The 22,626-nt window shown below is 40.4% G+C and carries 24 protein-coding genes; all 24 read left to right on the top strand.

Annotated features, from left to right (window positions below; all coding sequences use genetic code 11):
* Window positions 1-247 precede the first annotated feature (247 nt).
* Complete coding sequence (locus EO116_RS02785) at window positions 248-748, top strand: hypothetical protein (RefSeq protein ID WP_127160529.1); 501 nt, start codon at window positions 248-250, stop codon at window positions 746-748.
* Between the two features lie 29 nt (window positions 749-777).
* Entirely contained in the window at window positions 778-2,922 is a 2,145-nt protein-coding gene (locus EO116_RS02780; RefSeq protein WP_127160528.1) for an outer membrane protein assembly factor, read from the top strand.
* A 39-nt stretch (window positions 2,923-2,961) separates the two neighbouring features.
* Window positions 2,962-4,194: a hypothetical protein gene (locus EO116_RS02775; protein WP_127160527.1), complete on the top strand. Its 1,233-nt coding sequence runs from the start codon at window positions 2,962-2,964 to the stop codon at window positions 4,192-4,194.
* Between the two features lie 20 nt (window positions 4,195-4,214).
* On the top strand, window positions 4,215-4,694 hold the full coding sequence (locus EO116_RS02770) for an OmpH family outer membrane protein (protein ID WP_127160526.1): 480 nt from the start codon (window positions 4,215-4,217) through the stop codon (window positions 4,692-4,694).
* A 12-nt stretch (window positions 4,695-4,706) separates the two neighbouring features.
* Window positions 4,707-5,687 carry a hypothetical protein gene (locus tag EO116_RS02765; protein WP_127160525.1) on the top strand — a complete coding sequence of 327 codons (981 nt, stop codon included), beginning with the start codon at window positions 4,707-4,709 and terminating at the stop codon, window positions 5,685-5,687.
* A gap of 12 nt (window positions 5,688-5,699) precedes the next feature.
* Complete coding sequence (locus EO116_RS02760) at window positions 5,700-6,149, top strand: OmpH family outer membrane protein (RefSeq protein WP_127160524.1); 450 nt, start codon at window positions 5,700-5,702, stop codon at window positions 6,147-6,149.
* A 30-nt stretch (window positions 6,150-6,179) separates the two neighbouring features.
* Window positions 6,180-7,211 (top strand): UDP-3-O-(3-hydroxymyristoyl)glucosamine N-acyltransferase, encoded by a 1,032-nt coding sequence (lpxD, locus tag EO116_RS02755; protein WP_127160523.1) that lies wholly within the window; start codon window positions 6,180-6,182, stop codon window positions 7,209-7,211.
* Window positions 7,212-7,234: 23 nt separating this feature from the next.
* A complete protein-coding gene (locus EO116_RS02750) occupies window positions 7,235-8,134 on the top strand; it encodes a lysophospholipid acyltransferase family protein (RefSeq protein ID WP_127160522.1) in 900 nt (299 codons plus the stop codon).
* Window positions 8,135-8,147: 13 nt separating this feature from the next.
* Complete coding sequence (gene lpxC, locus EO116_RS02745) at window positions 8,148-8,978, top strand: UDP-3-O-acyl-N-acetylglucosamine deacetylase (protein WP_127160521.1); 831 nt, start codon at window positions 8,148-8,150, stop codon at window positions 8,976-8,978.
* Window position 8,979: 1 nt separating this feature from the next.
* Entirely contained in the window at window positions 8,980-9,414 is a 435-nt protein-coding gene (fabZ, locus tag EO116_RS02740) for a 3-hydroxyacyl-ACP dehydratase FabZ (RefSeq protein ID WP_009353694.1), read from the top strand.
* A 26-nt stretch (window positions 9,415-9,440) separates the two neighbouring features.
* The gene (lpxA, locus tag EO116_RS02735) at window positions 9,441-10,253 is read left to right on the top strand and encodes an acyl-ACP--UDP-N-acetylglucosamine O-acyltransferase (protein WP_127160520.1); all 813 of its coding nucleotides are present in this window, start codon (window positions 9,441-9,443) and stop codon (window positions 10,251-10,253) included.
* 143 nt (window positions 10,254-10,396) lie between these two features.
* Window positions 10,397-11,221, top strand: a complete 825-nt coding sequence (locus tag EO116_RS02730; RefSeq protein WP_127160519.1) for an LpxI family protein — start codon at window positions 10,397-10,399, stop codon at window positions 11,219-11,221.
* A 2-nt stretch (window positions 11,222-11,223) separates the two neighbouring features.
* The gene (lpxB, locus tag EO116_RS08535; protein ID WP_206168317.1) at window positions 11,224-12,360 is read left to right on the top strand and encodes a lipid-A-disaccharide synthase; all 1,137 of its coding nucleotides are present in this window, start codon (window positions 11,224-11,226) and stop codon (window positions 12,358-12,360) included.
* Window positions 12,361-14,088, top strand: a complete 1,728-nt coding sequence (gene msbA / locus EO116_RS08530; RefSeq protein ID WP_206168316.1) for a lipid A export permease/ATP-binding protein MsbA — start codon at window positions 12,361-12,363, stop codon at window positions 14,086-14,088.
* Window positions 14,089-14,091: 3 nt separating this feature from the next.
* The gene (locus EO116_RS02720) at window positions 14,092-15,396 is read left to right on the top strand and encodes a 3-deoxy-D-manno-octulosonic acid transferase (protein WP_127160518.1); all 1,305 of its coding nucleotides are present in this window, start codon (window positions 14,092-14,094) and stop codon (window positions 15,394-15,396) included.
* A gap of 61 nt (window positions 15,397-15,457) precedes the next feature.
* Window positions 15,458-16,585 (top strand): tetraacyldisaccharide 4'-kinase, encoded by a 1,128-nt coding sequence (gene lpxK / locus EO116_RS02715; protein ID WP_127160517.1) that lies wholly within the window; start codon window positions 15,458-15,460, stop codon window positions 16,583-16,585.
* A gap of 1 nt (window position 16,586) precedes the next feature.
* A complete protein-coding gene (gene kdsB / locus EO116_RS02710; protein ID WP_127160516.1) occupies window positions 16,587-17,318 on the top strand; it encodes a 3-deoxy-manno-octulosonate cytidylyltransferase in 732 nt (243 codons plus the stop codon).
* A gap of 26 nt (window positions 17,319-17,344) precedes the next feature.
* Window positions 17,345-18,163, top strand: coding sequence for a 3-deoxy-8-phosphooctulonate synthase (gene kdsA / locus EO116_RS02705; protein ID WP_062401938.1), 819 nt, complete (start codon window positions 17,345-17,347; stop codon window positions 18,161-18,163).
* A gap of 27 nt (window positions 18,164-18,190) precedes the next feature.
* Complete coding sequence (locus EO116_RS02700; RefSeq protein WP_127160515.1) at window positions 18,191-19,162, top strand: SIS domain-containing protein; 972 nt, start codon at window positions 18,191-18,193, stop codon at window positions 19,160-19,162.
* A complete protein-coding gene (locus EO116_RS02695) occupies window positions 19,162-19,683 on the top strand; it encodes an HAD family hydrolase (protein WP_127160514.1) in 522 nt (173 codons plus the stop codon). The genes EO116_RS02700 and EO116_RS02695 overlap by 1 nt, the downstream gene beginning before the upstream one ends.
* 13 nt (window positions 19,684-19,696) lie before the next feature.
* Window positions 19,697-20,626 (top strand): lysophospholipid acyltransferase family protein, encoded by a 930-nt coding sequence (locus EO116_RS02690; protein ID WP_127160513.1) that lies wholly within the window; start codon window positions 19,697-19,699, stop codon window positions 20,624-20,626.
* A complete protein-coding gene (gene lptC / locus EO116_RS02685) occupies window positions 20,613-21,143 on the top strand; it encodes an LPS export ABC transporter periplasmic protein LptC (RefSeq protein WP_164726042.1) in 531 nt (176 codons plus the stop codon). The genes EO116_RS02690 and lptC overlap by 14 nt, the downstream gene beginning before the upstream one ends.
* Window positions 21,144-21,154: 11 nt before the next feature.
* Window positions 21,155-21,889 (top strand): LptA/OstA family protein, encoded by a 735-nt coding sequence (locus EO116_RS02680; protein WP_127160511.1) that lies wholly within the window; start codon window positions 21,155-21,157, stop codon window positions 21,887-21,889.
* Between the two features lie 9 nt (window positions 21,890-21,898).
* Window positions 21,899-22,618 carry an LPS export ABC transporter ATP-binding protein gene (gene lptB, locus EO116_RS02675; RefSeq protein ID WP_127160510.1) on the top strand — a complete coding sequence of 240 codons (720 nt, stop codon included), beginning with the start codon at window positions 21,899-21,901 and terminating at the stop codon, window positions 22,616-22,618.
* Window positions 22,619-22,626: the final 8 nt, after the last annotated feature.

The following is a 22,626-nucleotide window of genomic DNA, read 5'->3' as shown; positions in this document are numbered from 1 at the left end:
AAGGAACCTCCTTACATGCTATGAATAAGTATAGCATAGATTGAGATATCTGGCGAACTGTGGTGAAATGGAATGGTATTGAAAGAGATTCTTCATTGAAGTTTTAAAAAAGTAGGGTACTATATAGAAAGTTAGTAGAAAAAAATAGGCAAAACAGCGGTTCATTGGTATAATAGTAAAGATAGTAAAAAATTGGTTCACTTTTTTCTTTCTAACTACGATTATATAGTTATGAAAGGAGGAACGTATGGAACCTGTAACAACACCTATGGAAAAACGCATTCGCATGGTTCGTGCCTGGTTAGATGCAGCAGCTACATCGTATGCTAACAAAGGAAGTGTGAAAGGAAACTTTCATCTCTTCTTGGCACAAGCAGAGATGAAGCAAATGAATGAAGGGAAACCTTCTATTCTGTCCTATGCACAACGAGCTGTCTTAGCACTCGTACTAGTAGGAATCATAGGAGCAACACATTGGTGGCTATCACAACATGAAACAGGGAATACGGCGCACACTCCTGTCATTGACACACAGGTGGAAGTACAGCCAAACAAGGTTAGTACTCCAATGGTTGTAAAAGAATCACCACCTGTAGAGCAAGCAGAAACAAAAGTAGTGGAAACCGTGGAAAAACAGGAACATGTGGTGACTACGCGGCCAACTGTGGAGGCAACACCAGAGCCCTCTATTAGTTCAAAAGACATGTTACATGCAGTGCAAGCTGGTGGACGTATTTTGCGAGATTAGCACCTTTTATATTCTAAGGAGGAACATATATGAAGGGAAACCTATCTTATAAGAAATTTTTAACCTTTGCTGTCCTAGCAGCAATCAGTGCAACTCCAGTATTTGCTGACAATGCTACGACAACGGAAAGTGGCAAAACAATTGCTAAATTGTCCATGGCGGACCTAGGAAAGCAAAATACTACACGCCAAGAAACGGTAGCTGCTGGTGATGCAGCAACAGAAGCAGCCATCGCGGCAGCTCGTGAAGGTTTATCGGAAGCAGCACAACGTGATGCAATCGAAGAACAACGTAAACGTGTGGATAACTCTTCTTTAGCTACAAATGATAAAGAAGTTAAAACCATCACAAAAGCTGGTGGTGATAAATTAGAAGAAGCACAAGCAGCTGGTGTGGAAACAGCAATTCCTCAAGTACAAGCTCGTTATTTCACATCGTTAACAGAAACAGAATTACAAAAATATGTAGGTAAAACAATTACAAATATCTCTATTGAAGGTCTTGATGCAGCTAATCAGCCAGCATTCCTATCCTTGTTGCAAGGTAAAATTGGCGATGCCGTTACTGTAGAAGGTATTTCAAAAGAAATAGCAAACTTAGGCGGTTCTGGCGTTCTTTCAGAAATTACACCAGTATTTACAGAAGTGCCAGAAGGGGTGAAAGTAGCGTACCATGTAACATTAAACCCAGTGATCAAAGGTGTGTCTGTAGAAGGTAACACTGTGTACAAAACAGATGTATTGGTGAACTACTTAGGTGTACAACCAAACACCGTATTGAATACAATTTCCGTAGGGGAAAAAGTACAAGGTATCAATGCTGCGTACCAACGTGATGGTTACATCTTAGCGCATGTAAAAGACATGGCTGTAGACGATAATGGTGTATTACACGTATTTGTGGTAGAAGGTATTGTAGAACGTATTACACCACATGGTAATAAGAAAACCAAAGATCGAGTGATTACTCGTGAATTCAACCAAAAAGTGGGTCAACCATTTAATAAATTCTTAGTACGTCGTTCTGTAGAAAAAGTATATAACTTGGGTTTCTTTGATGATGTAAACGTACGTTTAACACAAGGATCCACAGAAGAAACGGTAAATATTGAAGTAGATGTGTTGGAACATAAAACAGGTACGATTACATTAGGTGCTGGTTACTCTGGTTCTGATGGATTTGTGGGGATCGTAGAAGTAGGGGAAGAAAACCTACGTGGTACTGGCGACAAAATTAAAGTTCACTGGGAATTCGGCGGTACAGCAGGGTATAAAAATTACTCTGTATCCTACTTGCGTCCATGGATTGATAGCAAAGGCACATCCCTTGGTGTGACCTACTTCAACCAATTAAATGAATACACAGATTACAATGAAAAAGGACAAGGCGTTGCTACATACGATCGTAAGTCCAATGGGTTCAATATTACCTTAGGTCGTCAAACAGCTGAGTTTACTCGTGATTATTTGACATTAGAACATCGTAAAGATACCTATATTTGGGATAACAAGGATTCCAGTGGTTTCCGTTATGATACGGATGTAAAAGGAGGTCCTGGCTCAGGACATCGATGGAATAACTATGGTTATCCATTCCTTTCATCGGGATACTTAAAACATAACTTCGGTACAACAAACAGTGTGAGCTGGCAAAAAGTATTCGACTCCCGTGATAATGTGTATGAACCAAGCCGTGGTAAACGTTTGTCCAGTACATTGCAATGGGGTGGTCATGGCTTAGGCGGTGACTTCAATTTCTATAAATTCACTGGTGAAGCTAGAACGTATAAAAAAGTAGGCAATAAACAAGTATTGGCATTCCGTGGTCGTATCGGTTGGGCTGTTGGGGATTTACCATATAGCCAATTATATACAATCGGTGGTTCTGATTCTCTTCGTGCTTATGAGGACGATCAATACCGTGGTAAGAAAATGTACAATTTCACAGCGGAATATCGCTTCCCAATTTGGAATAAAGTAAGTGGCGCCTTATTCACTGACTTAGGTGATGCTTGGGATGCTCCAAATGTACCTTGGTTCTCTCATTCTAAAACATTCAATGCTTCCGTCGGTGCCGGCGTGCGTGTGACAACACCAATTGGTCCAGTACGTATCGACTATGGTATTAGTAAAAATCAAAAGAAATTCCACTTTAGCTTTGGTGGACAATTCTAATTGATGACGATACAAAAATGGATAGGAGGGGCTCTTCTGATGGCAACATTAGGGATTCCCTCTGTCTATGGTGCTCCTGTTCAGACTGTGCATGTGGACCTGCATAGTACAACAGGAACGATTCCAAAAGCTTTGGAATCGCGTATGGTCGCCAGCATTCAAGGCGCGGCAACCTATATGTATCAAGGGAAAGAGGACTTTCAAATTAGAGAGTCTCTTCAGGCCTATGAAAAAGCAACTATGGATGTGGTGGATCGAATCCTCTATGGATATACGGTAAAAGCTATAGCTATGGATGTGGGCAACAATTTGAATATTCATCTTACCTTAGAGCCGTATGGAAAGGTAGTACAATCTCTGGAAACTACGGTGAATTATGGCAATATATCTCCCTATGGACGCTCGCTGATAGATGCCGATTTAGGGAATGTAAAGCCACGATTAGAGCAAATGCTCCTAGGAGCATCATTGGATTCACTAGATTGGATTACACCACTGGTGCAAAAGTCGGTTCGTAGTGACCTAGAAGGTTCTCTTCCTGAATTTACCCCACAAATTGATGTGGTAGGAGGAGATACAGCAAAGGCGACGGTGTACTTAGTTCCTAATGGAAATAGTGTAAGTCGTACAGTAGTGACGATTCAATCTAATACATTACCGAGCGTGTTCTTTTATACTATGCGTCAATACTATGAAAAAAAACTACGTCAATTAGAGGGCCTGCCAGTTTCCTTTGTACGACGTCATCAAATGATGATAGAAAAGGAGATACAAAGTGAACTCAACAAAAGTCGTGGTGTTACACAGTTTGGTGTGACGATGATTCCCACCCTAGAAGTAGGAACAGAGACAACCTTGCAAATTCATGTAGACTCTTCTAAGTATATTCTTCGAGGAGAAGGCTATTTGGATATGGGTCGTGGCGTAGATTCTGTAGGATTACGGTTATATACAGGGGTTCATGATGGGCCACATGATTGGTATGTAGAAACAGAGTTTTTGCCGAATCGTTTGGAATGGTCCTTTAAGCCATCTTATGGGTACCAATTCACGAAAGATACAAAGATAGGGTATCAATATGGATTGCCTAATCACCACCAGTATGGAATAGTGCAACAAACTATTGGAAACCGTTGGAATGCAAGATATGAAAGAGATATGACTGCAAAAGCGAATGAATTTGCTATTTCCTACGATGTACATGAATATTTACGATTAGAATATATATGGGGTGACCATGATCGGTGGTTGCGCCTGATAGGACGAATATAAAGAAAGAAGGTAGATACACTATGATGCGTTTATTGAACAATAAAAAGAATGTAAAAACAGTGTCCATCATTGTTGGCGTTCTTTTTGTTATTAGTGTGGGCGCTTTGGCGTACACACAGATGGCAGGACATGGTGGTTCTAATGCAATTAGTAACATTGGTGTCATCGACATGCAACGAATTGTAGAAAGCAATCCGAACTTAGTGCAAGATGCACAACAAGAATATGCAGCATATAACGAAGAATTGCAAAAAGAATTTAACGAAAAATCCGCTAATTTAGATGAAGCAGGTAAAGCTAAATTATCTGATGAACTTCGTCAAAAAATGCAAGAAAAGCAACAAACAATTCAAGATAATCTTAAAAAACGTGTAGATGAAGCGTCTAAAACTGTAGCCGATGGCAAAGGTCTTAGTGTTGTATTGAGCCGTGAATCTGTGTTGTTTGGTGGTACTGATATTACAGAACAAGTGAGCAAAAAATTAGCAGAAACTAAATAAGGTAACATCCAAATGGAAAAAGGACCTATCTTCGCTTTCATAGGTATGCTGGTATGTGCCGTAGGTATTGGTGGATATTATGGACACCAACACTCGAAGGCAATAGAGGCGCCACGAATTGGGGTTGTACGCTTGCAAGATGTGGTGGAACGACATCCAAACTTTCACAGTTATGATGAGCAAAAGAAAGAATTGTTTCGGCTAGAGGCACAACGGGATAGAGAAGATGAACTTCTCAAGTCTAAACTAGGTGCTGAGGTAAACAAATCTGAAGAACATTTGAAACAGTTAGAGTCAAATTTAACAGAAAGTTTGAATCGTGAGTTACAAACTAAGATTGCCCTACGTGAGGCTGAGTTAAATCAAGAGTTAGCTGCTAAGCAACGGGCATTGATTGAACAATATCGTAAAAGCTATAAAGTAGAACCTAGTGAAGCAGATATAGAAATTGTGAATTTACAATTATGGTTAACAACTGAAATGAATGTAAAAGCGATTGATGACATGCAACGTCAGCGTTGGGACGCTCAAAAACGTGAAAAAGAACAACGTTTATCAGAATTGTTGGCACAGCGTAGTCATGGTCTGAGCGGCTCCGACAAATGGAAAGACATCGAATTGAAAGTGGCGGTAGCTATGGCACCAGCTCATGCAGAGGCACAACAAAAGTTAAGTGCCTATGCTGCAGAACAGGCTAAAGCCTTAGGTTCACAGAGGGACCGCTCCATGAAAGGTTTAGTGGACTCTCAGCAAGAGGTGCTAGCAAAAGTTCGTCATGATGGTACCACATTGTGGGATGCAGAATGGGAACAGCGGTTGGCACAAAAACGAGATGAAGTGCAAGCCTTGCATGATGCGATTCTAGAAGATATTCGAGTTCGCGCAGGAGTTCTAGCGAGAGCAAAACAACTAGATCTGGTGTTGGTGGACCATATTACGGATCGTACAGGCATGGATTTGACAGATGAAATCATTCAATCGTATGGACAATAAAGGAGTAAAGTGATGAAATCAATGTGGAAACGTATGGCTACAGGAGCTATGATGGTATGTGCATTAGGATTGGTTGCTGGTTGTGGCACCACAGATAAAGTAGGTGTGGTAAACACTGAAAAATTAGTGCAAGAAAGTCAAAAAGCAAAAGACATCAATAAAGAAATGGAAGCTAAACAAAAAGAAGTGACTGATCGTTTAGCCCAAGTGCAAGGTACGCAAACAGAAGATCAATTCCATCAAACACAAATGAATGCACAACAAGAATTGCAAATCTTTGGTCAAGCAAAGGGTAAAGAGTTCAAAGCCTATGTGGAATCTAATATCCAAGCGGTAGCGAAAGAAAAAGAATTGACTGTAGTAGCGAATGATCAAGCCATTGTAACGGGTGGTATTGATATTACAGAAGATGTGCTTAAAAAGATGAATGAAGGCGCTTCTTCCACAGAAACTAGTAAATAATAAGAGAGTGAAAAGTAAGGAGGCTTCAGCGTGAAGTTTTCAGTAGAAGACCTAGCCAAATTGGTTGAGGGTACCGTATATGGTGATGGTTCTATTAGTATTGAAGAAGCCCGCAGTTTAGATCAAGGGGCAGAACATGCTATCAGTTTTGCTATCGGCGATTATAGAGAGTTCGCAAAAGATAGTAAAGCAGGGGCATTGCTGGTGGATGCAAACATTGAAGGGTGTAAGATTCCTCAAATCGTAGTGCCCAATGCAAAAGCTGCCTTTGCTAAATTGTTAGAAGTGTTCCATCCTCCTGTGGTATTTCCAGAGGGGATTCATGAAACGGCCATTATTGGTAAGAATGTAACAATTGGTAAGAATGTAAAAGTTGGACCCTATTGTGTGATTTACGATAATGCTATTATTGGTGACAATGTAACATTACACGCCTATGTGTATATTGGACATAATGTACGTATTGGCGAAGGGACAACAATCTATGCAAGTTCCATTGTGCATGAAAACTGTATTTTAGGAAAACGCGTTGTCTTACGGGCAAATGCAGTTATTGGGGGAGAAGGCTTTGGCTTTGCCACTGAAAATGGTAAGCACACACACATCCCACAAGTAGGTAATGTGATTCTAGAAGATGATGTGGAAGTAGGTTCTTGCTCTTGTATCGACAATGCTACAATGGGTTCTACTTTGGTACGTCGTGGTACTAAGATAGACAACTTAGTTCACTTAGGTCATAATGTGGAAATTGGCGAAGACTGTTTCTTAATTGCTCAAGTCGGCATCGCTGGCAGCACAAAATGTGGTAACCATGTTATCTTTGCTGGTCAAACTGGTTGTACAGGGCATATTACGATTGGTGACAATGTTACCTTTGCTGGTAAAACAGGTATCACAGGTAATGTGCCATCCAATGGATTATATGCAGGTTTCCCAATGAGACCACACAAAGAATGGTTGAAATTGGCGGCTTATGAAAGCCGATTGCCAGATATGGTAAAACAGTTGAAAGCATTAGAAAAAGAAGTAGCTGCATTGCAAGCTAAATTAGAAGATAAATAGGTGTACCTATGTTATATACCTGTATGAAACTATTTAGTGCTATCCTATGCGCTTTACCATATCGAGTACAATATGGCATTGGGTACCTATTAGGACAATTAGGATGGCTTTTCACACCAAGCAATCGAAAACGATTGGCGATCGGACAAATCTTGTTTTGTCGAATTACAGATGATCCTGTAGAGGCAAAGCGAATTGCCAAAGCCAGTGTGACACGATTTGGTCGTATGATTGTGGATGTGCTTCGGTATCCTGAAATTAAAGATGGTAAGTATAAAGAGATGTTCACCATGGAAGGCCGTGAATATCTGGAAACTGCCAAAGAAGATGGCAAAGGTGCTATTATTATCGCTCTCCATAGTGGAAACTGGGAATTACTAGGAGGCATTTTAGCATCGGAAGGGTATCCTTTGATTTCAGTAGCCATGCAACAACAAGGTGATGCGGACAAATTTATCAATGAATATCGTGAGCTTATGAAACAACACGTAACCTATAAAACAGGGGTCCGTGAAATGGTAAAAGAATTACAACAAGGTTCCTTCATTGGTCTTATTATGGACCAAGATCCAGGAGATAAAGGTCAGTTAGTACCATTTTTCGGCTACGAAACCTTGACTCCTGTAGGGCCAGCGGCGATGGCTCGCATGCAAGATGTACCGATTATTCCGATTACCATTCGTTTTAATGAATATACTGAAAAACATGAAATTACCGTACATCCTCCTGTATATGCAGAGAAAACAGAGGATCGTAAACGTGATATTGCCGTTACATTGACAATGCTCAATGAATGGTTAGAAGATTATATTAGACGATATCCAGAAGATTGGTTCTGGCTCCATAACCGTTGGAAATGGACACGTCGTTTTTATGGTGATACCATAGAAGTACCACCAGATGTAATGAATCAAAAACTGTAGAAAGGAGGTCCTTATGAAACAACAAACAATTAGTAAAGCCATTAGCTACGAAGGGAATGGATTACACAGTGGTTTACCTGTGCAAATGCGTATCCTACCTAGTGAGCCAAATACTGGGATTACCTTTGTACGTACAGATTTACCAGGCACTCCTTCTGTGAAGGCAGATATTCGCAATGTTACGAATACAATGCGTGCAACCACTTTAGAAGATGGGGAAGCCAAAGTATTTACAGTAGAACATATTTTAGCAGCTTTCTACGGCATGGCTATTGATAACTGTATCATCGAGTTGAACTCACCAGAACCTCCTATAGCAGATGGTGGATCAGCTACATTTGTACAACTTATCAAAGAGGCAGGTATTGTAGAACAAGACGCAGACCGTCGTGTGTACACTGTGAAACAGTCTCATGGCATCTATGAAGAAGATAAATTTATCGTGATTCGTCCTTATGATGGATTCCGAGTGACTTTCACAAGTATTAATAGCCATCCTATGCTAGGTACGCAACATGCAGATTATGAAATTAATCCTGATGTGTTTGCTACAGAAATTGCACCAGCTAGAACGATTGGCTTTACGAAAGAAATTGAACAATTGCAAGCTATGGGTTTGGCGAAAGGCGGATCTACAGAGAATGTGATTGTCTATGATGATACAACTTGTTTATCGGAACTTAATTTTCCAGATGAATTAGTGCGTCATAAAATTTTAGATATATTAGGCGATTTATTCTTGGTGGGCCATCTAAAAGGCCATATTATTGCTGTGAAATCGAGTCATAATTTAAACTCGCGATTAAGTCGAGAAATTTTAAAAGAAATGCAAGAGGAGGCATAACATGATTCTTACAATTGAAGAAATTATGGAAATTCTACCACACCGTTATCCATTCTTATTGGTAGATCGTATTATTGAAATGGAACCAATGAAACGTGCGGTAGGTCTTAAAAATTGTACTTTCAATGAACCACATTTCATGGGTCACTTTCCAGGTAACCCTGTGATGCCAGGTGTATTGATTACAGAAGCGATTGCCCAAGTAGGTGGTATTGCACTCTTGTATCCTGAAGAAAATCGCGGCTTAACACCAATGTTTACTGGTATTGATAAAGTGCGATTCCGTCATCCTGTTAAACCTGGTGACCAAGTGCGCATTGAGGCGGATGTAGTCAAAATCAAAGGCCGTATGGGTAAAGTAGAAGGACGTGCCTATGTAGGTGATAAATTGGTGGCAAGTGGTGAGTACATGTTCGCCTTAGTGAAACCAGAATAACTTTCAAAATATAAGGAGTGACACAGATGATCGTAGTTGGCATGGAAAATGCAACATCTGAAATTCATAGTACTGCAGTCATACATCCAGATGCAAAGATTGGTAAAAATGTTATTATTGGTCCTGGTGCAGTCATTGGAGAACATGTTGAAATCGGAGATGGTACTAAAATCGGAGCCAATGTAGTCATTGGTGGCTGGACAACGATTGGTAAAAATAATGAATTTTTCCCAGGTTGTGCTATCGGTTTAGAACCACAAGACTTAAAATTTAAAGGTGAAAAAAGTTATTGCGTCATTGGCGATAATACAGTGGTTCGAGAGTTCGTAACTATCAGTCGTGCTACAGGGGAAGGTGAAGAAACTCGAATTGGTAACAATTGTTTGTTCCAAGCATGTACTCACGTGGCGCATAACTGTATCGTTGGCAATAATGTTATCATGAGTAACTGTGCAGGCCTTGCAGGTCACGTAATCGTAGAAGATCGTGTGGTTATCGGAGGTATTGCCGGGGTCCATCAATTTGTAAAAATTGGTCGCAATGCCATGGTAGGTGGTATGGCGAAAGTCGTACAAGATATCCCTCCGTATGTCATTGCGGATGGACAGCCAGCACATGTAATTGGACTGAACTCTGTGGGTCTTGCCCGTGCGGGTGTATCTGAAGAAGTACGTCGTGAATTGAAGAAAGCGTTCCGTATTATTTATCGCAGTGGGTATAGTTTATCGAAAGCCATTGAAGAAATGGAATTGAACTTAACATCCTCTGTTGAGATTGAACATATGCTACGTTTCTTGCGCAATGCAGATCGTGGTATCATGCGCGTACGCAGAGATTAATATGGTATTAGAATACATGGTGAAAGCATACATTATATGCTTTTGCCATGTATTTTTTGTTGCGAACTTTCATGCCATTTGTGCCCTATATGTGTTATAATATAGATTAGGATTTTTATAATTAAAAGTTAGTGGGAGGCGTTATGGCGAAAGTAGGATTGATTGCAGGGATTGGTAATCTGCCAGTTGAATTTATGCGAGCGGCTCAACATGAAGGCTATGAAGTTGTGGTCATATCTGTTGTGACAGATGGTGCTCCAGAATTAGAAGCAGAGGCCGATGCATACTACCAAATCAGCGTCTTTAAATCAGATACAGTGATCAAAACGTTTCTCAAAGAGGGCGTCACAGATGTAACAATGTTAGGTAAAGTGACAAAGGAACATCTTTATAAAAAGATAACAACCATTCCAGATATGCGTACCATCAAATTGTTGAATCGTTTGCGCAATCGTAAAGATGATACGATTATGTTGGCTATCGTAGAGGAATTAGAAAAAGAAGGTCTATCGGTAGCGGATCAAACCAAATACATGAGATCACTTATGCCGTCGGTGGGTGTGATGACAAATCGCCAACCAACAGAGGTAGAGAAACTAGATATTACATTTGGCTTTACCTTAGCCAAACAAATGGGGGCTCTTGATATTGGTCAAACCGTAGTAGTGAAAGAACAAGCGGCGATGGCCATCGAAGCCATTGAAGGAACCGATGAGTGTATCAAACGAGGCGGTGCCTTGGGTCGTGAAGGGGCTGTGGTGGTAAAAACTGCAAAACCTAACCAGGATGTAAGGTTTGATGTTCCAGCGGTAGGTATGAAAACGTTAGAATCTATGATTGCTGGTAACTGCAAGGTCCTAGCTATGGAAGCAAAGCGGACGATTTTTGTGGAACAAGAAGCAGTATTGCAAAAAGCAAATGAATTAGGTATCGTAATCTGCGCCGTAGAAGGGCTGGATGAGGAGTAAGCATGAAAATTATGTTTTCTGCTGGTGAAGCATCAGGAGATACGCATGGTGCCAGTGTAGCAAAAGCTTTATTGGAGAAATATCCAGAAGCACAGCTATTTGGCATGGGCGGGGACTTGATGAAACAAGCTGGTGTGGATATTATCTATGATATTCAGCAACTAGGATTCATCGGTATCGTTGAAATAGTAAAACATTTACCCACCTTTTTTAAACTTCGTAGTTTCCTAAAAGAAGCGATGCTACGAGAAAAGCCAGATGTGTTGGTGTGTATTGACTATCCAGGCTTTAATATGAAGCTAGCTAAGGTGGCAAAAGAATTGCATATACCTGTGGTGTACTATATTGCACCTACCATTTGGGCTTGGAATAAAGGTCGTGGCAAAGATATTGCTAAAACGGTCACAAAAGTAGCTTCTATTTTTCCGTTTGAAGCAGAGGCATACCGTGAATTTGGTGTAGATGTGGAATTTGTAGGAAACCCTTTAGTAGATATTGTACATCCTACCATGTCTGTAGAAGACTCTCTTGCTCATTTTGGTGCAGAGGCAACAAGTCGCAATATTCTCCTGATGCCAGGTAGTCGTAAACAAGAAGTAGAAGGTTTACTACCAACTATGCTAGCAGCGGCTGAACGGTTATATGAGAATCACCAAGATTTGAAATTTTTCTTGCCGAGAGCTCATACCATACCAAGAGAAGATATTGATAGAATTTTACAAGGCTATTCTGTACCAGTCACTGTTACAGAAGGTCATAACTATGATTTGATGCAGATTTGTACCGCATGTATTGCTGCTTCAGGGACAGCGACTTTAGAAACGGCATTAATGAATGTACCTACGGTATTAATTTATAAAGTAGCCTCTGTTACGTATGGAATCGGTAAACTATTGGTAAAAATTGACCATATTGGATTGCCTAACATTATGGCAAAGCGTCGCATTATTCCTGAGCTATTACAAGGGGACGTGACGCCAGAAAATGTAGAAAGAGAATTGGCTAATATCTTAGATGATGATGCGGTATATACGCAGATGAAAGCTGATTTAGCACAAGTGAAAATAGAATTAGGGGCGCCGGGAGCGGTGCAACGTGTAGCTGATGTCATTGCATCAGTAGCAATGAAGGAGGCATAAATGGATCGTTATAAACAACTATTGGCATTTGTACTGCCATATAGGATGCGACTCATATTAGGTATATTTTGCATGATTGCAGCAGCCATGGGATACTTAGTGGTACCTTGGTTGATTCGAAATGTAGTGGATGGCGTATTGCAAGATAAAGATTTAGGCTTATTAACATTAATTGTTATCGCTATTTTAATCATTTTCTTGCTTAGAGGATTTGCTACGTATGGGCAAAATTATACAATGGCCTATGTAGGGCAACGAGTAGTTATCGACATTCGTGAAACCTTATTTAAACATTTACAAAAGCTAGACCAAGCTTATTTTGACCGCCGTAAAACAGGGGTTATCATGAGTAACGTGACGAGCGATGTAGGCGCTTTACAACAAGCGATTGTAGATAATTTGATTTCCTTTATGACAGAAGGCGTTACCTTGGTCGGCTCCTTAGTATTCATGTTTTATTTGGATTGGAAATTATCCCTCTTGACATTGATTATTGTGCCTGTTGTATTAGGCTTGACTAATATTTTTGGTAAAAAATTGCGTTCAGCAGGTCATGAGGTGCAAGGTAGAACAGCGGATATTACAGCATTTTTACAAGAAGTTATCTCCGGTGTTCGTGTCATACGTTCTTTTGCACGTGAAAAGTATGAGTTTAACCGCTTTGAACAAGAGAACCAAAATAACTTTGATGCCGCTATGAAAGCTACAAAATTAACAGCTGTCATGGGGCCTATGGTGGAATTTGCAGCGGCCATTGCAGTAGTCATCATTTTGTGGTACGGTGGATATTCTGTAGTACAAGGTTATATTACAGCAGGATCCTTGATTGCATTCTTAATTTATGCCATCAATTTATCAAATCCTGTAAAACGTTTAACACAAGTCTATGGTAACTTGCAAAAAGCGATGGCAGCAGGAGATCGGGTCATTGATATTTTAGAAACAGAACCGCATGTGAAAGAATCCCCAATGGCAAAAGCATTAACGGATGTACAAGGAACTGTAGAATTCGACAATGTACAATTTGCTTATGATGAAGATAATTTGGCATTAAAAGGCGTTAATTTAACGGTAAAACAAGGACAAACTGTGGCGATTGTTGGTCCTTCTGGAGCGGGTAAGTCAACGATAGCGAACTTATTACCACGTTTTTATGATGTAACAGGTGGCGGCATTCGCATTGATGGTATAGATGTGCGTGATGTAACATTTACGTCTTTGCGAGAAAATATTGGTTTAGTACCACAAGATACGATGTTATTCAATGCGACTGTACGTGAAAATATCTTGTATGGTCGTCTAGATGCAACAGACGAAGAAATCATTGCGGCAGCTAAAGCAGCGAATGCCTATGAATTTATCGAAAAATTGCCAAATGGATTTGATACGGTAGTAGGAGAACGTGGTAATTCCTTGTCTGGCGGTCAACGTCAACGCATTGCTATTGCACGAGCTATCTTGAAAAATCCTAGTATTTTAATCCTTGATGAAGCTACCTCAGCCTTAGATACTGAAAGTGAAAAAATTGTACAAGAAGCATTAGAACGATTAATGAAAAATAGAACGGCTTTAGTGATTGCTCATAGATTGAGTACTATTAAACATGCCGATCATATAGTGGTCCTACAACAAGGCTGTGTTGTAGAAGAAGGCACACATGATGAATTATTAGCGTTGAATGGCTTGTACAGTCATTTATATTCTGTTCAATTTGCCGGAAAAGGATAAACTATGTACTGGATATATAATATACTTCTCATTATCTATTGGATTGGCTTGATACCGGTGATTCTCTACCGGTTAGCCTTTGAAGAGGGATTCTACGAGCGTATAAAACAAAGTGCGGGATTCATGCCGAGCACATTGATGAAAAAAATAGAAGGCAAGCGTGCCATATGGTTACATGCGGCGTCTGTAGGAGAAATTGTAGCGACAAGCCCTTTGGTGAAAGATATTAAAAAGAGCTTTCCTGATGCAGTAGTAGTTGTATCCGTAGTTACTGCTACGGGTCATGCTATGGCACGACGTATCATACCAGAAGCAGAAGGAATTATTTTCTTTCCTTTGGACTTACCTTTCTTGACACGAAGAATCTTGAACATTATAAAACCTATCGCTATTTTACTGGTAGAAACAGAAATTTGGCCTAATTTCCTTCGTATTGCAAAAGATGAAAAAATTCCAGTCATGATGGTGAATGGTCGTATTAGTGATCGTTCTATGTCACGATACATGCATATTAAGTCATTCATGAGGGATATGTTGGGCTCCATCGATCGATTCTGTATGCAATCAAAATTAGATGCGGAATATATTTCTGTACTAGGTGCGAATGTGAAAGAAGTGACTGTCACAGGAAATACTAAGTATGATCAAACCTACGCAACGGTTACAGATGAAGAAAAAGAACAATTACAACATGAGTTTGGGTTTGGACATAATCATCCTATCATTGTGGCAGGTAGTACTCATAAAGGGGAAGAAGATAAACTATTCCAGGCTTTCAAAGAAATTTTACAATCCTATCCTAATGCGAGATTGCTCATAGCACCTCGCGAAATTATGCGTGGTAATGATGTAAAAGCATTATCTCAAAAATATGGGCTGAAAGCGATTTGCCGAAGCACGATGATAGAACCTGTACACGAAGAAATTCCAGTGGTGATTTTAGATACTATTGGTGAGTTAGGTCGTCTGTATAGTTTAGGGGATATTATCTTCGTTGGAGGCTCCTTGGTCAAAACGGGAGGACATAATATTTTGGAACCAGCTGCTCATGGCAAGCCGATTATTGTAGGACCGCACATGTTTAACTTTAAAGAAATCTATAGTTTATTGAGTTCCCGAGGAGCTTGTACGATGGTACATGATGAAGAAGAGCTCTTAGAGGTATTGCAAACGTTGTGTGCTAACCAAACTATGCGAGAAGAAATGAGTCTCCACTGTTTAGAAGTAGTTAGCGAAAATCGTGGTGCTACACAGCGCAACACAGAAGAATTACGACGTCTCTTTGAACGCTTTCACATTGTTCCATAATCGGTTCATCTAAGTTTTAATATCCTAGGCTATACTAGAGGGATACGGAGGAGGTTTACTCATGAAAGGAGAACAACTCTTTAAACATATCATCAGCGGACAGATGCAAGGCTCTTTGGGAGATGCTCTTCGTGGTGGTTTAGAAACGGCTAGCAAGGTCTATGAAAGAGTCGTGGAATATCGCAATGAACGGTATAACCATCCACATAGAGTGTTACACATGCCAGTGCCAGTCATTAGTATAGGCAATATTACAGTTGGTGGTACAGGTAAAACACCGATGGTGCGATACGTGTGTGAGGTATTGGATACAGACCAACATACAGTGAGTGTCTTAAGTCGTGGATACAAAGCGGACAATAATAAAAAATCCATCGTCGTATCTAGACAAGGGTCGGTAGATGTGTCCTCTTTTATCAGCGGTGATGAAGCTTGGTTATTAGCTAAAACATTACCGAATGCAAATGTCATTATTGGCTCTAAACGCGTGGAGTCAGCTAAGATTGCTGTAGACGATATGCAATCTGATGTACTTGTTTTAGATGATGGGTTTCAACATCGAGCATTGGGCCGTGATGCAGATATTGTATTGATTGATGCCAGCCATCCATTTGGCTATGGTGCGGTGTTGCCAAGAGGGTTGCTACGAGAACCTTTGACAAATTTGAAGCGGGCTACCTATATTGTGTTAACGAAAACGAATCAAGTAGAGCCTGAACAACTGGAAGCACTCCGTGAAGAGATTCATTCTTTAGCACCTCTTGTTCCGGTGGCAGAAACCATTCATCAAACGGTAGGTTTTCAAACCTTGGAAGAATGGAGCCATAATGGCCCGATTCATGATATTAGTGACTATGATAGGACTCCTTTATTAGCGATTAGTGGTATCGGACAACCGAGCTCTTTCATTTCTAATTTGAAAGGTTACGGATTCACGGTACAGGATATGATGAGTTTTGGTGACCATCATGATTATAGTGAAGAAGATGTTGTGAAACTGTGGCAACATTGTTTTAAAACAGGGATTCAAGGTATTATTACAACGGAAAAAGATGCGGTGAAATTATCTCAAGTACGTGCGATTAAAGATTTGAAGATTCCTGTTTATGTATTAGTGATTGGTATCGAATTTACTAAAGGTGAAGACGATTTTAAATCCTATGTGTTGCAAATAGCAAAGGGGAAATAATATGCGTATAGCTTGTATTATTCCAGCGCGCTATGGATCTACACGATTACCGGGTAAACCCTTAGCGATGATTGGTAACAAACCAATGATTCAACGGGTCTATGAGCAAGTGTCGAAAGCTACGGAAATTCATGAGGTCATCGTGGCTACTGATGATGAACGAGTGTATGATGCTGTTACCCAATTTGGTGGACAGGTGATGATGACAAGAGCTGACCATTTGACGGGCACTGACCGCTTAGCGGAAGTGGCATCTGCAAGAACAGATATTGATGTGATTATTAATGTGCAAGGCGATGAGCCACTCATTGATGCATCGGTTATCGATACATTGGCACGTCAATTCAAAGAAGACCCAACCCTACAAATGGGAACGGTAGGCTGTCCCTTATTAGAAGAAGAATACAATGAGCCTAGTGCAGTAAAAGTCATCGTGAATCGCCTAGGGAATGCTATGTATTTTTCCCGATCCTTGATTCCTTACCCTAGACATGCATTTGTGGTCCCTCCACTCAAGCATGTAGGTATGTATGGATATAATCGTCAGTTCTTATTAACCTATGCTAAGATGGAACCGACACCAGCAGAATTAACTGAATCCTTAGAACAGTTACGAGCATTAGAAAATGGATATACCATCCGAGTGATTACTACAGACCAGCGTTTTGTTGGAGTAGATACACCAGAAGATTTAGAACGAGTGAATGAAATATTTCGCCAATTAGAAGCATAAACGATTTCGTTTAGAGAGGAGATACAATGAAAACAGTACAAGTAGGCAACCTCACACTTGGTGGAGGTAAAGGCTTATTTCTATTAGCAGGTCCATGTGTAATTGAGGGCTATGAACGTACATTAGAGATTGGTCGTCGTGCGAAAGCAATTTGCGATAAAGTGGGTATTCCTTATGTATTCAAAGCATCGTTTGATAAAGCCAATCGCTCTAGCTATTCTTCCTTCCGTGGTCCAGGATTGGTAGAAGGTTTAGAGATTTTGAAAGCTATCAAAGAAGAGTTACAAGTACCGGTAGTGAGTGATATCCATGATATTACTCAAATTGATGCCGCTGCAGAAGTGTTGGATATTCTTCAAATTCCGGCTTTTTTATGCCGCCAAACTGATTTGGTATACGGAGCAGCAGCGACTGGAAAATGCGTGAATGTGAAAAAAGGTCAATTCATGGCTCCGAAAGATATGAGCAATGTGTTGAAAAAAATGGAAGAATCTGGCAATCAAAACTTGATGCTTACTGAACGTGGTTTTAGCTTTGGCTATAACAACTTGGTAGTAGATATGAGATCTTTCCCAATTATGCGTTCTTTTGAGTATCCAGTTATCTTTGATGCTACACATTCCGTACAATTGCCAGGTGGAGCAGGTACAGCATCTTCTGGTCAACGTGAGTTCGTGGCTAATCTAGCTCGTGGTGCAGTAGCTAGTGGTGTAGATGGATTGTTCTTTGAAGTTCATGATAACCCAGAAGAAGCGCTTTCAGATGGACCAAATATGTTATATTTAGATTCTCTAGAAGAATTATTAACTGATTTAGTGGCTATCGACAAAATCGTAAAAAAATAGTACAGATGTAAAGGATGCAGGTGAACTATGAAGATACTTGAACGGGCATCACAGGTGCTCCAAGAAGAATCAAAAGCAGTGTTAGACTTAATTGAAACATTAGACCATCGTTTTGAAACGGCAGTAGAGTTAATTTTAGCCTCTAAAGGACGGGTGGTCTGTACAGGTATGGGAAAATCTGGACATATTGCACGAAAAATTTCGGCTACATTAGCGAGTACCGGTACACCTGCATTGTTTTTACACCCCGGCGAAGGGGTACATGGCGATTTAGGTATGGTTACATCTGATGATGTAGTACTAGCATTCTCAAATAGTGGGGAAACTAGTGAAGTCATTAGCTTATTGCCTTCCTTACGTCGCATTGGTGCTAAATTAATTTCTGTAGTGGGCAATCCAAGTTCTACATTGGGAAAAAACTCTGATATCGTCTTGGTAGTATGCGTAGATAAAGAAGCGTGCCCATTAGGATTAGCACCTACAAGCAGTACTACTGCTGCATTGGCATTAGGTGATGCTTTGGCAGTGTGCTTATTAGATCAACATAAATTTACGCCGGAGAACTTTGCTGTATTCCATCCAGGTGGTTCCTTAGGTCGCAAATTATTGTTAACCGTAGAGAACATTATGCATAGTGGAAACGATAATCCTATTATTCATAAAGGGGCTACCGTACAAGATGCTTTATTTGTCATGACTAATAAAGGACTGGGAGCAGCCAATGTAGTAGATGAAGAAGGCAAATTAATCGGTTTAGTAACGGATGGAGATATTCGCCGCGGTTTAGATTCTGGATGTAATTTCCTAGTATGGTCTGTAGAAGATATGATGACGAAATCACCACGTACTATTACAAAAGATAAGTTGGCAGCAGAAGCTCTTCATATGATGGAGAAAAATCAACCTCGGCCGATTACCGTATTACCAGTTGTTGGTCAAGATGGAACAAGTCTTGGCTTAGTACATATTACTGATTTGTTGCGAAGAGGTATTGTGTAATGGCAATACGTTGTTTAGCCCTAGATGTAGATGGAGTACTTACAAAGGGTGAGATTATTTATACATCTAGTGGAGAAGAAATCAAAGCATTCCATGCAAAAGATGGATTAGGATTAGCCTTAGCACACCGGATGGGATTGCAAACTGCAATTATTACGGGGCGTATCTCTCCCATGGTAGAGCGAAGGGCGAAGGAATTAAAGATTTCTCATATCCAAATGGGAAGCCATAATAAGAGTGCAGGATTACAAGAACTCTTATATACATTGGATTTAGAGGTTCATGAAGTAGCCTATATGGGCGATGATCTCAATGACTTAGGCATTATGTCTAAGGTGGGGTTAGCTATGACACCACTAGATGGTGTACCAGAAATAAAAGAAGTAGCTCACTATATCTGCCAAGCCAAGGGTGGTGAGGGAGCAGTGCGTGAAGCAGTTGAGTATATTTTAAAACGAGAAGGACTTTGGGAGGATGCGGTACGCTCATACCGGGAAGAATCTTACCAAATAGGTCAGTAGAAAGGAGGCTTTCATGGCAGGAGAATGGCAATATACAGCATTAAAGACGATTAGTAAATTAGTTTGTGCATTACCCTATTCTACAATCTTATCCATTGGAGCATCTCTAGGACCTTTATATAGATTAGTAGGTAAAAAACAGGTCAAACGAGGATTACATAATCTAATGATTGGCCTTTCCATAGATGAAAAAGAAGCAGATGCCATATTAGGACGACTCTTTAAAAACTTGGGACGTTCTGTGATGGAAACACTATATATGCCTAATTTGACACCTGAGTTCATAAAAGAACATATTGAAATGCGAGGGCTAGAACACCTAGATGCAGCTGTGGCGGAAGATAAAGGTGTTGTCATATTGACGGCTCACGTAGGCAATTGGGAATGGATGGGCGCAGCCTTAGCGGCTCATGGGTATCCGTCCACAACGATTGTAAAAAAACAACCAAATGCTCAATTCACACGTTTGATGAACGAATACCGAGAAATGGTGGGATTAGAAGTATTTGCTCGTGGTGGCTCCGAAATGAGAGGCGCTGCACAAGCTATGAAAGCGAAGAAATTATTAGGTTTCTTGGCGGACCAAGACGGCTGGTACACAGGATTGCCAGTGATGTTCTTAGGGCAAGAGTCATCAGCGGTAACGGGACCAGCATCCTTTGCGAAAAAGTTTAAAGCTCCTGTAGTTCCAGTCTTTGCATCTCGTAAAGAGAATGGTCATATTGTCCATATCTTGCCAGCACTTCATTATAAAGATACTGGTGATGTGGAGAAAGATATGTTCCGCCTTACGGAAGAAACTGTTAAGATAACAGAAGCTTTTATTAAAGAACATCCTGATGAATGGTTGTGGTTCCAGCATCGTTGGAATACAAAAATTCATGAAATCACAGATATTGAACATAAACTACAAGTGCGGGAGGCTGTGCATGAAGAACAATAAAAAACTTCTCCTCGCGATTGTGGTAGGCATTTTAATTCTCTTAGGTTTTGGATACTTCCTATATGGTGGTACCGATACGACATCGTTAGGACCATCGGGTAATTCCAGTAGCTTTAATGGTACAGAACTGAAAGAAGAAAAAAACGGACAACTCATTTGGTCAGTAAAAGCTGAAAAAATTAGTCTTGACCAAGCGACGAAAGTCATTACCTTAGAAAATGTGACAGGCACCTTTCATAAAGAGGGAACCATACTCACTGTAAAAGCGCCTAAAGGCCTAGTATCTAAAGATCATGGGCAAATTACTTTATCCGGTGGTATTGAGGCTACCTCCAGTACGGGAGCTAGTCTCCGTACAGAAGGATTAGAATATACTAGTAAGGAACAGGTATTTAAATCTACTTCTAAGTTTACCTATACTGATGCAGATACTACACTAGAAGGTGATGCATTAGAAGGGGATATGATATTGCAACAAGTGACAGCAAAAGGTCATGCTAAATTGATTCGCAAGTAGGAAGGAAATTCATGAAACTACAACATTTACTCATGGCAGCTCTTATGGGTGGTGTCATGATGATTCCCGTATGGGCAGCGCCAACGGATGCAAATCCTGCTGGCAATGGAAATATAATGATTACTGCCGATCAGTTGACATATGATGGTATCAGTGGTCGAGCAGAAGCCAAAGGCAGTGTGGTCATTACAAAAGATGATAAAACTATGACAGGTGCCTCTGGTTGGTACAATACAAAAGGTGAAGAAGGATTTTTAACAGGTGGCGTGAGCATGATTGGTAACAATATGTCCATGGCAGCTGGTGAAGTACATGTCTTACATAATCACCAATTTGATGCGACAGGTAATGTACATCTACAAAAAGATGATCGTCAATTATTTGGTGATCAAGTGAATTATAATACGGAAACTGGATATGGCGAGATTATTGGACATGGACAATTAGTGATGGCAGATAATGTATTGACGGGTCAACATATTACGGCGTATACCAATCAAATATCTGCGACAGCTAAAGGGAATGTAACTTTATCTAGTGCCAGTCGTAACGTCAATGCTACAGCAGATGAGGCGGTGTACACGCAAACACCAAATCAAAATGATGGTGTTGCTTATTTAAAAGGTAATGCTAGAGCTGTGCAAAATGGGAATGTTTTAGAAGCCCCAGAGTTAAAGATAGAACTTAGTGATAATAGTGCAGAAACGCTTGGTGGGCGTAGTACATTAATCATTACTCCAAAGTAAGGAGAGTTTATGTTTATTCAAACAAAGGATTTAGTGAAAACCTACAAATCAAGAAATGTAGTGGATGAAGTTAGCGTCCGTGTTGAAGAAGGTGAAATTGTAGGCTTGTTAGGTCCTAATGGAGCCGGCAAGACAACTACCTTTTATATGATTGTAGGTGTAGAAAAGCCGACTTCAGGGAGTATCTGTATTGGTGATGTGGATGTGACCCACATGCCGATGTATAAACGATCTGCTTATGGTATTGGATATTTGCCGCAAGAGGCATCTATTTTTCGCAATTTAACAGTAGAAGATAATATCTTAGCCATGTTAGAAACCACCAATCTTTCTAAAGCAGAACAGAAGGATACTATGGAATCGTTATTGGAAGAATTTCATATCACCCACGTGCGTGACCGGTTGGGCATTCAGTTGTCAGGTGGTGAGCGTCGTCGTGTAGAAATTGCCAGAGCCATTGCTTTAAATCCTAAATTTATATTGCTAGATGAGCCTTTTGCAGGGGTTGATCCTATTGCGGTAGCAGATATTCAATCCATAATTCGCCATTTGAAAGATCGTGGTATTGGGGTGCTTATTACAGACCATAATGTGCGTGAAACGTTAGGGATTGTGGATAAGGCGTACATCTTAAATAGTGGGACTATTTTATTAGAAGGCACCGCTGATGAAGTGGCTACGAGCGATGTGGCTCGTAAGTTTTATTTAGGTGATGATTTCCGAATGTAGGAGTGGGT

The organism is Veillonella sp. VA137 (assembly GCF_003992015.1).
Taxonomy (GTDB): Bacteria; Bacillota; Negativicutes; order Veillonellales; family Veillonellaceae; genus F0422.
This window is presented reverse-complemented; position numbering and strand designations above follow the sequence as displayed.

Excerpts from the sequence above, each read along its gene's own strand:
- EO116_RS02785 (WP_127160529.1), top strand. The coding sequence starts at position 248 with ATGGAACCTGTAACAACACCTATGGAAAAACGCATTCGCATGGTTCGT.
- EO116_RS02780 (WP_127160528.1), top strand. The coding sequence starts at position 778 with ATGAAGGGAAACCTATCTTATAAGAAATTTTTAACCTTTGCTGTCCTA.
- EO116_RS02775 (WP_127160527.1), top strand. The coding sequence starts at position 2,962 with ATGGCAACATTAGGGATTCCCTCTGTCTATGGTGCTCCTGTTCAGACT.
- EO116_RS02770 (WP_127160526.1), top strand. The coding sequence starts at position 4,215 with ATGATGCGTTTATTGAACAATAAAAAGAATGTAAAAACAGTGTCCATC.
- EO116_RS02765 (WP_127160525.1), top strand. The coding sequence starts at position 4,707 with ATGGAAAAAGGACCTATCTTCGCTTTCATAGGTATGCTGGTATGTGCC.
- EO116_RS02760 (WP_127160524.1), top strand. The coding sequence starts at position 5,700 with ATGAAATCAATGTGGAAACGTATGGCTACAGGAGCTATGATGGTATGT.
- EO116_RS02750 (WP_127160522.1), top strand. The coding sequence starts at position 7,235 with ATGAAACTATTTAGTGCTATCCTATGCGCTTTACCATATCGAGTACAA.
- lpxC (WP_127160521.1), top strand. The coding sequence starts at position 8,148 with ATGAAACAACAAACAATTAGTAAAGCCATTAGCTACGAAGGGAATGGA.
- fabZ (WP_009353694.1), top strand. The coding sequence starts at position 8,980 with ATGATTCTTACAATTGAAGAAATTATGGAAATTCTACCACACCGTTAT.
- lpxA (WP_127160520.1), top strand. The coding sequence starts at position 9,441 with ATGATCGTAGTTGGCATGGAAAATGCAACATCTGAAATTCATAGTACT.
- EO116_RS02730 (WP_127160519.1), top strand. The coding sequence starts at position 10,397 with ATGGCGAAAGTAGGATTGATTGCAGGGATTGGTAATCTGCCAGTTGAA.
- lpxB (WP_206168317.1), top strand. The coding sequence starts at position 11,224 with ATGAAAATTATGTTTTCTGCTGGTGAAGCATCAGGAGATACGCATGGT.
- msbA (WP_206168316.1), top strand. The coding sequence starts at position 12,361 with ATGGATCGTTATAAACAACTATTGGCATTTGTACTGCCATATAGGATG.
- EO116_RS02720 (WP_127160518.1), top strand. The coding sequence starts at position 14,092 with ATGTACTGGATATATAATATACTTCTCATTATCTATTGGATTGGCTTG.
- lpxK (WP_127160517.1), top strand. The coding sequence starts at position 15,458 with ATGAAAGGAGAACAACTCTTTAAACATATCATCAGCGGACAGATGCAA.
- kdsB (WP_127160516.1), top strand. The coding sequence starts at position 16,587 with ATGCGTATAGCTTGTATTATTCCAGCGCGCTATGGATCTACACGATTA.
- kdsA (WP_062401938.1), top strand. The coding sequence starts at position 17,345 with ATGAAAACAGTACAAGTAGGCAACCTCACACTTGGTGGAGGTAAAGGC.
- EO116_RS02700 (WP_127160515.1), top strand. The coding sequence starts at position 18,191 with ATGAAGATACTTGAACGGGCATCACAGGTGCTCCAAGAAGAATCAAAA.
- EO116_RS02695 (WP_127160514.1), top strand. The coding sequence starts at position 19,162 with ATGGCAATACGTTGTTTAGCCCTAGATGTAGATGGAGTACTTACAAAG.
- EO116_RS02690 (WP_127160513.1), top strand. The coding sequence starts at position 19,697 with ATGGCAGGAGAATGGCAATATACAGCATTAAAGACGATTAGTAAATTA.
- lptC (WP_164726042.1), top strand. The coding sequence starts at position 20,613 with ATGAAGAACAATAAAAAACTTCTCCTCGCGATTGTGGTAGGCATTTTA.
- EO116_RS02680 (WP_127160511.1), top strand. The coding sequence starts at position 21,155 with ATGAAACTACAACATTTACTCATGGCAGCTCTTATGGGTGGTGTCATG.
- lptB (WP_127160510.1), top strand. The coding sequence starts at position 21,899 with ATGTTTATTCAAACAAAGGATTTAGTGAAAACCTACAAATCAAGAAAT.